The organism is Pseudobacter sp. (assembly GCF_051955275.1).
Taxonomy (GTDB): domain Bacteria; phylum Bacteroidota; class Bacteroidia; order Chitinophagales; family Chitinophagaceae; genus Pseudobacter.
On the sequence record NZ_JBQCGW010000297.1, the window covers coordinates 1 to 11,471 of the forward strand.

Sequence of the window (11,471 nt, forward strand, 5' to 3'; positions counted from 1 at the left end):
GTTAGTTGCCGCAATTATTAAACTGTTGGAGTCGTCCTTTTCGATTTGAAGCAAAAAGGTATTTAAAACCCGTTTTATTTCTCCAACCTCGTTCCCTTGTGATCGTGTCGTTCCAATGCTATCAAATTCATCAAACAAGTAGATCGCTCTAAATTGTTTCATTGAATCGAAGATCAACCGGAGCTTGGCAATGGATTCACCCATATATCTGCTTATCAATCCATCGAGGCGAATGACAAATAAAGGAATTCCCAACTCACTTGCCAGTACTCTTGCAGACATGGTTTTCCCGCAACCAGGAGGGCCAATAAATAACAGGTTTTTTCTTGGAAAAAGGTTGTTCTGCCGCAGTAGTTCTAATTTTTTCTGCTCGTCCAATACCCTTTTTAATGATTTCTCCAATTCAGGACTTAAAACCATTTCCTGCAACTTCTCATGAGGATGGGCAAGTTCCAGGAGATCATTTAGCTCTTTTTGGGTAGCATTTAGTGGAAAATTTTTAACTACTCCAAGGGATGCGTTTTTTCCAATCTTAGCTTTGTCGATCAGCTTTTTAAGTTCCTCCGCAAGTGCTGTATGACCACTTCTTGCTTCTGAGGCTGCAATTTGCATGGCAGTAGCGTAAAACCTGGCATCATCGCCATCGGCAAAGGATTTGATCAAGCTTTTTATTTGTTCTGCTGCTGCCATTTTTACTATTAACTGTACAAAGATAGGGCTTTAGAAAGAGTCTTATTATAAGTGGTTAATAATCAAACTACAACCACTAATCACTGTTCAGATTTTGTAGGGGACGCAAAAGCTAGTTTATGATCAAAAATTACAATACTTTTTTCAATACCGCAAAACACAATTCCCAAGTGTCCCAGCATGAAACAATCGGGTCTATGGTCATCACAACCTAACAATCTTATCCAGTGCGTTATCAACTTCATCATGGCCAAAATTCTGCTGGCATATTGCGGTTGTACTCAAATGCGAATGACGATAGAGTTTTTGCAGGGTTTTGATCTGGATTTTATTTCCTGCAAGTTTCCCAAAGGTATGCCGTGGTATATGCAAGGTAAGCTTCTTGTTTATCCTGGCAGCCGGAGCTACATAAAGCCGGAGCATCTTATCTTTCGCACTTGTCTAGAAAGCAATGGTACGCTCTACACCACAGAAAAGCGACCACTTTCGTGATCGCTTTTTTAGTTTCATCTTGTAAGCGATCCATAAATTACAATTCCCCCTCCCGCCTCACAAAAATCCTTTCCGGCAACTCTCCAAACACCCATTCCGTAACCCCACATAACCACATCAGCAACTCCACCTTTCTCCCTTCATAAACATCCATGATATAATACCCGCCACCTACCGAAGGATCGCAGCGCTCTTTCAATTCCAGCAAATCAGCTTCGGGAATTTCATCCTGGCTTAACCGCAGCTTCACTTCATTCTTATTCTCTGCCATCAGGTCCAGCATGGTATCCGCGCCTTCCACCATTTGCAGATCGGCTTTGTTACCTCCTGCTTCAATGAACTGAGGAAGGTCCATAAACCATTTATCATCTTCTTTTATAAACCTGTATACTTTCATGCTTATACTCTTAAAAACATTATGCCCGGTTAGCTGCATAAGAAAACTCCTCCTCACAGTGAACTTTTTCCATCCACATTCCTTGTAGCAATTTCAAAGCTTGTCATATGCCCGAAACCTCCAACATCTCCATCTTTCCCTATTCCCCGGAATACCGGCAGGGCTGCATTGACGCCTTCATTTCAAACACTCCTCAATATTTCACCCTTGAGGAGGTCGGTCAGTTCAGGGAATGGCTTGATTACCTTGAAGGTAAAATCGATCTCTATCCCGGAGAGGAAAACCGGTATTATGTGGTGCTGAAAAACCAGCAGGTGATCGGCTGCGGAGGCTTTGGTTATAACCCAAACACCCATAAAGCCACCCTCGCCTGGGGGCTCGTGCACAATGATCTACACAGGCAATATGTTGGCAGCGCGCTTCTCAACCACCGGCTCAACCAGATCGCTTCACTTTTCCCTGAAGCCACTGTACTGCTGGATACCACCCAGCATGCCTATGCCTTTTTCCAGCGGCATGGATTTGAGGTGGAAAAGGTCACTAACGACTCTTATGCCCCCGGCATGCACCGGTATGATATGATATGGCAGAAGAAATAACCCCTCCCACAAATGCCTGTTTAATAATCCTGTCATTTTCCGGAAGTTACTTATACATGCCTGGTATTCTTTTTTAAGTGTGATTTATAAAACAGATTCATGATCACAGCCGAAAAAGAACTGCATTTTGGAAATCCGCTCTGGTCCAGTCACCCTTCACGCAACCTTCCGGTGGACGTGATCCGGAAAGATCTCCGTACAGATGTGGTGATCATCGGCGCCGGCATCAGCGGCAGTATGATAGCCGAAGAGCTTACAGATGCTGGCCTCAAAGTGGTGATCCTGGATAAGCGCTACCCCGGCCACGGCTCAACCATGGCAACAACCGCATTGCTGCAGTTCGAGATCGATCAACCCCTTGTCCGGCTTATCCCCTTGTTAGGGTATGAAAAGGCAGCCCGTGCCTGGCGCAGGGCAAAACTCTGCACGGAGAGTCTGGCCGTTCGCATACAGATGCTCGGCATCTCATGCGGCCTTCATCTTCAGCAAAGCCTTTATCTGAATGGCAATAAGTTAAGTGTAGACGAGCTTCGAAAAGAAATGGAACTGCGCAACCAGATCGGGCTTCAAAGTGAATTCATAAAAAGAAAAAAACTCTTTGATGAGTATGGCCTTCATGCCGCAGCAGCCCTGCGTTCTTACCATAGCTATTCTGCACACCCTTACCGTCTTAGCAATGGATTTCTTTTAAAAGCCCTGGAACGCGGCGCAGCTGTGTATTCCCCTGTTGCCGTGAGCGATATCAGCTCCAGCCCTCGACGTGTATATATTCAAACATCATATGGATTCAATATTACGGCGCGCTATGCCGTGTTTGCTACCGGCTACGAAGTACCCGAATACCTCAGCGACCAGCCATTCAAAATCTATTCCACCTGGGCCATGGCTACCCCTAAACAGGCAGACAGTTCTTTAAAAAGATTGCCGCTGATATGGGAAGCTGCTGATCCCTATCTCTATATTCGTCCAACTCCTGACGGCAGGATCATTTGCGGGGGAGAAGATGAAGAATTCAGTAACGAAGAAAGACGGAATGCGCTCAACACATCCAAGCTGCCTGCCATACAGCGGAAGCTCAGCAAACTTCTGCCACAAATCGATACCAGTGCAGAGTTTGCCTGGAGCGGTGCTTTCGGCGTCACTTCCAGCGGCTTACCACTTATTGGCGATGTTCCAGGGCTAGATAACTGTTTTGCAGTAATGGCTTTCGGCGGCAATGGCATTACCTGGAGCAGAATGGGTGCGGAAATGATCAGGAACCTCATCACCGGAAAAGAAGAGATCGATGAGGACCTTGTACGCTTTCACAGAAAGTGACCGTAACTTAGTTCTCTATGACTTTTGAGCAGGCAATTACAATAGCCATCCCCGATCTACTGGAAAAACTGGGCCATCTTCCCACAAAAAAGACCACCAGGGAATACTGGTACCTCTCTCCATTGCGGTTCGAGAAAACAGCCAGCTTCAAAGTAGAGCTCAACAAAAATCTCTGGTTCGATTTCGGTACCTATACAGGTGGAGGTATCATCAAATTTGTAAAGGCCTGGCTCAAAAGTGAAGGGAAACCGGATTCGTACAAAGATGCGCTCACCTGGCTGGATGGACTGTCTGGCATCCAGCCCTCCACCAAAACTTACGACCACTCTCCCGGACAGGAAGAGAAAAAAAGACTGGAACTACGAGCGGTGACCAGGCTGCGTTCGTCCGTACTTATTTCTTACCTCGAAGAAAGAGGCATACCGGAGGAGCTGGCATCCCAATATTTGCGGGAACTCAGCATCCAGGACAACGATATCAATAAGCGCTTCACCTCCATCGGTTTTAAAAACGACAAAGGCGCTTATGAACATCGCAGGCGCAACTTCAAAGGTTGCATTGGCCCTAAAGCCATCAGCTCCATCAGGGGAGTTAATCCCGCTCCTGATGGAGTGCATTTATTTGAAGGCTTTATCGATTTTTTGTCTGTCCTGGTATTTAAGGAGAAGTTCAGGCTCGATGACCAGGTGATAGTCCTCAATTCAGCCATGATGCTGAAGCAGGCCCTTCCACTATTACCCGTGGCTCAATATAAATACGTATACACCTGGTTTGATAATGATGATACCGGCAATAAAGCCACAGAAGAAATCAGGGAGTTCTGCTCAGCACATCCTCCGCTGGAGCATACGCCCATGAATTCATACTACGCTGATCACAAGGATGTGAACGAATGGCTGATGCATTTGCTCTCTTAGTATCGCAGGCATTTTTCCACCAATCGCATGATGGAGGGAGTATTGTTGTAACGGGAAACTTCGTTCAAGGGGATCCATCTAACAGCTTTCGCTTCTGCATTGGATGGCAGGTCATCCACGAGCTTTTCTGCCTCAAAGAGAAAACGGATATCGTAGTGGATATGTTCCGGAACTTCTTTTCTTTCAGGGATCACATGATGGTCAACATCAAACACTGCCGGAGAGATCAGCTTCACTTCGATCCCTGTTTCTTCAAATGCTTCCTTCGCAGCAACAGCGCTTACATCGGGGTCACCGTCGCAATGACCGCCAGGCTGAAACCATTTGTCGAGTTTCTGATGATGCATCAGCAATGCATGTGTTCTTTCCTGGTTCAATATCCAGGCAGAGCCTGTAACATGCCCTTGTAATAAAGAACGTTCAAAGCATGCAGGATTGGCTTCTATAAAGCTGATAGTGTTCTGCAGCATGGTTTGCTCCTGCTGGTCATGGGAAGAATAAGCCTTCAGCAGGCCGAGAATATGTTTTCGGATCATTTATTGAAATAGTTTCAAATCTGGTTTCAGCCATTCAGGCTTCACAGCTTCTTTCCTGATGAAGATCTCGTTGATAGACTTTCTGATCTCCGTCAGGTTAAAGATATCCGGATCACGCCTGAACGCTGTGTAATCAAACAGGGCCAGATCGGCTACCACTTCTCCCAGGCTTTTATAACGAAGTTCGTTGCGGAACTTTGACAGGACCAGGAAAGCCGCCACCAAAACGCCCAATGTCATCAATGCTTCTTTCCAGAAAAAGAAAGCAAGGATAATGGACGCTAAGATACCAACTCCCAGTGCCACGGCCACCCAATTTTTCATTTTCAGAAATTTTTTTCTGATCCCTGCGTCTTTTTCCACCATAGCGATCTGTTGTCTCCTGTTGTAGCGTGGAAAAAGTCTTTCCAGCGAAGTGGCCGGTGTGATCTCCTTTTCACTGATGCCAAGTGTATGGGCAATGGAGTGACGGAGTTTATAAAAAGTCTGTTGTGTGGTGCAGGTATCGTCGATCTTTCGGGTAGCGAGCTTTTCTTCCACCAGGGTATACAATTCACCCAGGGTGGAGTTCTCGTTCAGCTCGTCTTTCTCCAGTTCAATATTGAAGGAGATCAGAACTGCCTGAATGCAGTCCTCCATTTGAGCAGGGTCTATATTTTTGTATTGATAGGACATATAAGGTTAGTTTCAAAGGTGGTGAAAAAAGGGTGCATAGCTTTTAAAACTATACACCCCCGGGGAACACAGTTTCACAAGATCTTACGCCGCCATTTTATTGTAAAGTTCCTGACCGATAGCTGCCTCTACTATCGGAGGCATCTGCTTAACTGCATTGGAGCTGTCAAGTGCTGCCAGGCGGTTCTTGTTATGGTCCCATCCAAAAATATATACGGGGCTACCGTTAATGCTTACACGATATCTTCCTTCTGTATTATGTGTTTCATAAAAAGTTGCTTTCACATTAACAGGTTGCCCTTCTAACACGATGTCAAAACTCTGAGTAATGGTTTTTGCTTTTCTGTTTTTCATAATAACCTCCTTTTAAGATTCAATGAATACAGATATACTTTTCCAATTAGCATGCCGGGACGTGCCAGAAACCGGGCCTGTCCGGTCATTTTAATTTTATCTTAATAAATTGGTTAAAGAGAATATAAAGAAATGAGAACGTCTTCTTTGCTCAATGAAAGCGTTCATAAACGCTGGCGCGAATATTCCCCGCAATAGCCCTGGCGGCCATTTCATCGGAAATGGCGGGCCTGCTCATGAGATGCATAGGCAATGCAGCACCTCCTTTCCGGTAAGGAGGTTGGTGATAATCAAGGTTCACTATAACATATCCCAACTTTTCATAGAAGCTGATCCTTCGCTGGCTGTTATTGTCATGTACACGCTCAACCTCCAGGATCACATGGCCATGACCCGCTTCCAGTATCACTTCCATCACCCTGCCTCCATAATTCTTGCCGCGTTGGGCCGGATCGATGGCCAGGTGCTCCACATAATACCAGCTGCCGAGTTTCCAGGCGATCACAAAGCCCAGTGGCTGCTGATTCTCCATCACAACACTGAGTTGCATCCCGGGCTCGCCAAGCAGCTGAAGCAGCTGCGACCAGTCCCTTCTTTCCTCTTCAGGAAAAGTTGACTCATAGAGTTCCCTGATGAAACTCATCTGTGGATGGTCTGCGCTTGTGATGGGATGTAGCTCCATGTTGTGCTTTAAACAAATGTATTCAATTGAATTTTACTGTACCTTTTAGCCCGAAATAAAAACTACAAGCTATGCGCTCTTACTTTGTACCGCTTTCCATGGCCGCTGCCTGTTTGCTGGCAGTTGGTTGCGGAGAAAACAAAACACAGTTGAAAGATGATGACGGACTTGCTGCCTTCAGTGCAGACAGCCTGGGTAAAAACATCGAAGTTCTGGCCTCGGACAGCTTCCAGGGCCGTATGCCTTTCACTAAAGGCGAAGACCTCACTATTGATTTCCTGCAGAAGAAATTTGCCGCTGTTGGCCTGGAACCCGGTAATGGGAGCAGTTATTTCCAGGATGTGCCGATGGTGAACATCACCACCAAAGCCGCTCCTGAAATGCAGGTTAAGTCTGGTAAAGGGGATTTCAAACTGAAAGGACTGGAAGACTATGTTATCTGGACCAACAAAACAGACAGTGTATCACTCAGCAATTCCGACCTGGTGTTTGCAGGTTACGGAGTAGTGGCGCCTGAATATAACTGGAACGACTATGCAGATATTGATGTGAAAGGAAAAGTAGTACTCGTTCTCGTAAACGATCCCGGCTACAACAGCGGCGACTCTTCCCTCTTTAAAGGTAAGACAATGACCTACTATGGCCGCTGGACCTACAAGTTTGAAGAAGCTGCCCGCCAGGGCGCCCGCGGATGCCTGATCATCCACAATACCCAGGCTGCCAGCTATCCCTTTGCCGTGGTGCAGAACAACTGGAATGGATCCCGCCTCCGCCTCGATCCCCGCGGCAAGAATGAGAACCATGCCGATGTGATTGGCTGGATCTCCGGACCCGCTGCCAACAAGCTTCTGACTGCTGCCGGTTATGATTCCACCCTGCTTGCCAAAGCGGATCAAAGAGGCTTCAAAGCCGTACCATTGAACGAGCAACTTACTACCAGCATCGCTGTAAAAGCAGAGTACAACAAGTCTCATAATGTGATCGGAAAGATCACAGGCTCTAAACGCCCCAATGAATACATCATCTACACCGCACACTGGGATCACCTGGGTATCGGTAAGCCTGATGAAAAAGGCGACTCCGTTTACAACGGCGCTATGGACAATGCCAGTGCAACCGCCGGTCTTATCGAGATCGCCCGCGCATTCAAGAGCCTGCCTACGCCTCCTGAGCGCACCATCATTCTCCTGGCCGTTACTGCGGAAGAACAGGGACTGCTGGGCTCAGAGTATTATGCTCAGAATCCGATCTATCCCGTTGCTCAAACAGTAGCCAATATCAATATGGATGTACTGAACCCCTTCAGCAAAACCAATGATATCATTGTTGTAGGCCGCGGACAGAGCGACCTGGAAGATATTCTGCAGGAAGCAGCCACCAAAGCGGGTCGTACCATTTCTTACGAAACACATCCTGAAGCCGGCTACTATTATCGTTCAGACCATTTCAATTTTGCGAAAGTGGGTATCCCTGCGCTCTACACGGAACGTGGCATCGATGTAGTAGGAAAAGGCAAAGAATATGGTGAGCAGCTGGATAAAGAATATAATGAGCAACGTTACCATCGTCCTGCTGACAACTATGATGCAGCAACCTGGACCATGGAAGGTGCCATTGAAGACCTGAAACTTTTATTCCAGGTAGGCAAACGCATTGCGTTTGATGAAAAAATGCCTGGCTGGAAGACTGGTTCTGAATTCAAAGCCATCAGGGAAAAGAAATAAGCATCATAATAATATTTCCGGGGGCTGAATTTATCATTCAGCCCCTTTTCATTTCGCAGCGCCCAGTAGCTCGCGTCCCCGCGAGTTACTTCTGTTTGCTCGCCTCTGGCGAGTTCAGCGTTCGCCGGGAGGCGAACAAAAATTCCTCACTCGCCGGAAGAGAACGAGTGCTCCCCGGATGAGCTTCTACCCCGTGAACGGCTTCCCTTCCTTGATCATTTCTTTCCTGATCCCATCCAGCACATCCGATAAATAGATAGGCAGCTTTCCGTTGACCCCCGGTTGACCGTTTTGCAACGCATCATCCGGAGAAGCCGCATAAGTTTGTGCAGCTAACTGGCTGGCCCGTTTCTCCACTGCTTTCAGACTGGCGTAGTGCACAATGTTCAGAATAGAGCCGCCAGACAGTTCATATCTTTTCACCAGATCAGGAATATTTGCCGGTTCTGGAACATTCGTTTTGGCATGACCGTTACCATTAACCTGGTTGGCATTGATCACACCCCCTGCCGGTTGTTTGAAGAATTCTGCATTTTTCGGAAAAGCCCGTTGCCAGATGGCAGAGCGCTCCGCTGCTTCAGGAAATGGAAATTTCAAAATGGAATTGAAGCGGCGTATGAAAGCATCATCAATATTGTTCTTCATATTGGTGGCCAGGATGATCAGGCCATTGTAGTCTTCTATCCGCTGCAACAGGTAGCTCACTTCCTGGTTTGCATATTTATCATGCGCATCTCGCACATTGGTGCGTTTCCCAAAAAGCGCATCGGCTTCATCAAAGAAAAGTATCCAACCCTTGTCTTCAGCCCGTGCAAACAGCAGTTCCAGGTTCTTTTCTGTTTCACCAATGTATTTTGACACTACCATGCTCAGATCTATCTTATACACATCTTTTCCGGTGTATTTTCCCAAAAGGCCTGCAGTAAAGGTTTTGCCGGTACCAGGAGGGCCATAGAACAAACTTCTGTAGCCTTTGCGAAGCCGGTTCTCCATGCCCCAGTCGTGCATCAGCTGGTCATTGTATTTCACCCAGTCCAGGAGCTCATTGATCTGTTCCCGTAGTTCTTCATTGATCACCAGATCTTCCCAACCCAGATCTGTGCTGATCTTCTTTGCCGGAAAGCTCATGCTGAAATGTGGCGGTATGGGTTTGCCATAAGTGAATGTGTCGATATAATCCTGGCTCATAATGAGCCTGCCACTCATTCCCGGTTCACCGGAGGGCAGCTCTTCGATCCACAGGATCTTCTTCTTTCCAAACAGATGATCCGGCCAGAATAACTGTTGCAGTTGCTGCTTGCCCGTCCAGCTATCATCCGCCAGCAGAAACAGTACAGTTTCTCCGGTGGGAAGAAAGCCCCTGAAGTTCTTTCCGCGTACGCCGCCGATCCTTGGGAAATCGCCTGGGCCTTTCATGCTGTTTTCAATGGCTGTATCAAACAGATCGGGATGAAGATGCGGGGCCAGTGCGATCAGCACCAGGATCGCTTCCGCCTTGGTGAGCTTGTGTTTTGCAATGAAGCTGCCCAGTGCCGGACTCCAGTGCTGAAGGTCCGGTACTTCTGGTTCTTCCGCGGGCTCCTGTTCAGGAAAGTATTTACCGAGGCGGTACCTGATCAGTTTGTAGAGGTATTGAAACTCTTGAGGGGTCTGTGTTTGGGATAGTTCTGTAGACATATTGATACGCTGATTCGTTTAAAATGGAGGGGCGGAGTAGGGGTCGCAGGACTGGTAACAGAATCCCATGGCGTACCATGGTTGTTTATCGCATTCGCGATAGCAGTCTGCCTGGCGCTTTGCTTCCTGATCGCCAAAATACCGGTTGGATTCCTGGAAGGCATCCCAACCTGCATACCATATGCCCCCGGGATCGTTGAATGCGTGATCCCACCAGCTGTCCTGCGAATCATAATAATCCGGTGTGCCACCACAACCGGCGTAGGCATGGCTTTTATCTACCAGTACCCCGGCATGATCATAAAAGCATTCATTCATCGGATCAGTGGTAGTGGGCTTCCGGTCTTCCAGGATGCCCCTGAATCCGCAATGGAAAATATTTGGATTTCCATAGTAGGGCTTCCATCCGGGAGGCACGGGATCCGTAGCGTTGAGATGCCCCGGGCAGGCGGCCATTCTCCGGATCTGGTCTTTATCCCCGGCCTGCTGCACCACATGCGTTAATTCATGCGCCAGTAAAAACCTGCCCTGTGCGGTTTCAGGATTGTACTTACCAACATTGAAGTAGATATCCTTGCCGTGTGTGAAAGCCTGCGCACCCAGTTCATTGTTGAGCTGATGAGCTTCAGTATCTGTATGTATGGTAACATCGCTTAGGTCTGCGCCAAACTCATGATTCATTTCCGTAAGCACTCTGCCGGATAACCGCCTTCCTGTTCCTGCGGACTGCTCCACGCGATTGCCGACTCCCGGTGAAATTCCCGCGCCTGCGGTATTGCCGGGCATGCGCTGGATGCCATCCACTTTCTTTTTTTTGGGATCTGCGCCGGAGGAATTCATCACAGATCCTGCAACGGCATCTGCTTCCTGCTCATATTCGTCACCCGGTTGGTTAACCGATAATTTGGTTTGGAAGAACCTATCATCTTTCTTCATTTGTACAGCGCCTTTATTGGCAGTATGAAAGAAGGATGGGCCGGAAGACAATTGCTCACTCTCCGGCGGTTTGGGATTGCGATGACGGTATGTTCTGCTTGAATACGACATAGCAATGATTTTTATAGTTTACCAAGGAGCTCATCAGCCAGTTGCTGATAGTCATGTGCCCCATTGGCGTTCTTATCGAAATTGAAAATGTCTTTCCCCGTTTCCTGTGCTTTTGCCAGCTGGATATTGGTCCGGATCACAGTGTTGAACACTTTATCACCATAATCCTGCTGCAGTTTTTCACGTACCTGGTGGTTCATGGTTTTCCGGTCATCAAATTTTGTGAGCACGATACCCAGCAGGTTAAGTTTCTTATTCAGTTTCTTTTTTATGGTTTCGAAGTGATGCATGAAACTGTATACTCCTTTCAAGGGAAGGAATTCACCCTGCAAGGGTAGCAGCACAAAATCGCTGGCGGTAAGCG

13 protein-coding genes are annotated in these 11,471 nt (G+C 47.3%); 4 read left to right on the forward strand and 9 right to left on the reverse strand.

The features are described 5' to 3' along the window. Nucleotides 1–690, reverse strand: a 690-nt coding sequence (locus tag ACTHMC_RS26135; RefSeq protein WP_440417820.1) for an AAA family ATPase, incomplete at its 3' end; no start/stop codon positions are given. A 529-nt stretch (nucleotides 691–1,219) separates the two neighbouring features. After that, a complete protein-coding gene (locus tag ACTHMC_RS26140; RefSeq protein WP_440417821.1) occupies nucleotides 1,220–1,579 on the reverse strand; it encodes a DUF6717 family protein in 360 nt (119 codons plus the stop codon). Nucleotides 1,580–1,686: 107 nt separating this feature from the next. On the opposite strand from ACTHMC_RS26140, the gene ACTHMC_RS26145 reads away from it, so the two are divergent. The 3 genes from ACTHMC_RS26145 (at nucleotide 1,687) to ACTHMC_RS26155 (ending at nucleotide 4,412) form a co-directional block, all read left to right on the forward strand. Next, nucleotides 1,687–2,178: a GNAT family N-acetyltransferase gene (locus ACTHMC_RS26145; protein WP_440417823.1), complete on the forward strand. Its 492-nt coding sequence runs from the start codon at nucleotides 1,687–1,689 to the stop codon at nucleotides 2,176–2,178. Nucleotides 2,179–2,277: 99 nt separating this feature from the next. Further along, nucleotides 2,278–3,495 carry an NAD(P)/FAD-dependent oxidoreductase gene (locus tag ACTHMC_RS26150; protein WP_440417825.1) on the forward strand — a complete coding sequence of 406 codons (1,218 nt, stop codon included), beginning with the start codon at nucleotides 2,278–2,280 and terminating at the stop codon, nucleotides 3,493–3,495. A gap of 17 nt (nucleotides 3,496–3,512) precedes the next feature. Next, nucleotides 3,513–4,412, forward strand: a complete 900-nt coding sequence (locus ACTHMC_RS26155) for a toprim domain-containing protein (RefSeq protein WP_440417826.1) — start codon at nucleotides 3,513–3,515, stop codon at nucleotides 4,410–4,412. On the opposite strand, the gene ACTHMC_RS26160 is transcribed toward ACTHMC_RS26155, so the two are convergent. From ACTHMC_RS26160 to ACTHMC_RS26175, 4 genes are all read right to left on the reverse strand, one after another. Beyond that, on the reverse strand, nucleotides 4,409–4,948 hold the full coding sequence (locus ACTHMC_RS26160; RefSeq protein ID WP_440417827.1) for an NUDIX hydrolase: 540 nt from the start codon (nucleotides 4,946–4,948) through the stop codon (nucleotides 4,409–4,411). The genes ACTHMC_RS26155 and ACTHMC_RS26160 overlap by 4 nt on opposite strands. Then, a complete protein-coding gene (locus tag ACTHMC_RS26165) occupies nucleotides 4,949–5,623 on the reverse strand; it encodes a hypothetical protein (RefSeq protein WP_440417829.1) in 675 nt (224 codons plus the stop codon). It lies immediately after the preceding gene. Nucleotides 5,624–5,707: 84 nt separating this feature from the next. Continuing rightward, nucleotides 5,708–5,977, reverse strand: a complete 270-nt coding sequence (locus tag ACTHMC_RS26170; RefSeq protein WP_440417831.1) for a hypothetical protein — start codon at nucleotides 5,975–5,977, stop codon at nucleotides 5,708–5,710. Between the two features lie 151 nt (nucleotides 5,978–6,128). After that, nucleotides 6,129–6,659, reverse strand: a complete 531-nt coding sequence (locus tag ACTHMC_RS26175) for a GNAT family N-acetyltransferase (protein ID WP_440417833.1) — start codon at nucleotides 6,657–6,659, stop codon at nucleotides 6,129–6,131. Between the two features lie 71 nt (nucleotides 6,660–6,730). On the opposite strand from ACTHMC_RS26175, the gene ACTHMC_RS26180 reads away from it, so the two are divergent. Then, on the forward strand, nucleotides 6,731–8,383 hold the full coding sequence (locus tag ACTHMC_RS26180; protein WP_440417835.1) for a M28 family metallopeptidase: 1,653 nt from the start codon (nucleotides 6,731–6,733) through the stop codon (nucleotides 8,381–8,383). Between the two features lie 186 nt (nucleotides 8,384–8,569). Here ACTHMC_RS26180 and ACTHMC_RS26185 read toward each other — a convergent pair whose 3' ends face one another. From ACTHMC_RS26185 to ACTHMC_RS26195, 3 genes are all read right to left on the reverse strand, one after another. After that, nucleotides 8,570–10,060, reverse strand: coding sequence for an ATP-binding protein (locus ACTHMC_RS26185; RefSeq protein WP_440417837.1), 1,491 nt, complete (start codon nucleotides 10,058–10,060; stop codon nucleotides 8,570–8,572). A gap of 18 nt (nucleotides 10,061–10,078) precedes the next feature. Next, a complete protein-coding gene (locus ACTHMC_RS26190) occupies nucleotides 10,079–11,107 on the reverse strand; it encodes an eCIS core domain-containing protein (protein WP_440417839.1) in 1,029 nt (342 codons plus the stop codon). An 11-nt stretch (nucleotides 11,108–11,118) separates the two neighbouring features. Next, nucleotides 11,119–11,471 (reverse strand): ParA family protein (locus ACTHMC_RS26195; RefSeq protein ID WP_440417841.1); only part of this gene is annotated, 353 nt, incomplete at its 5' end.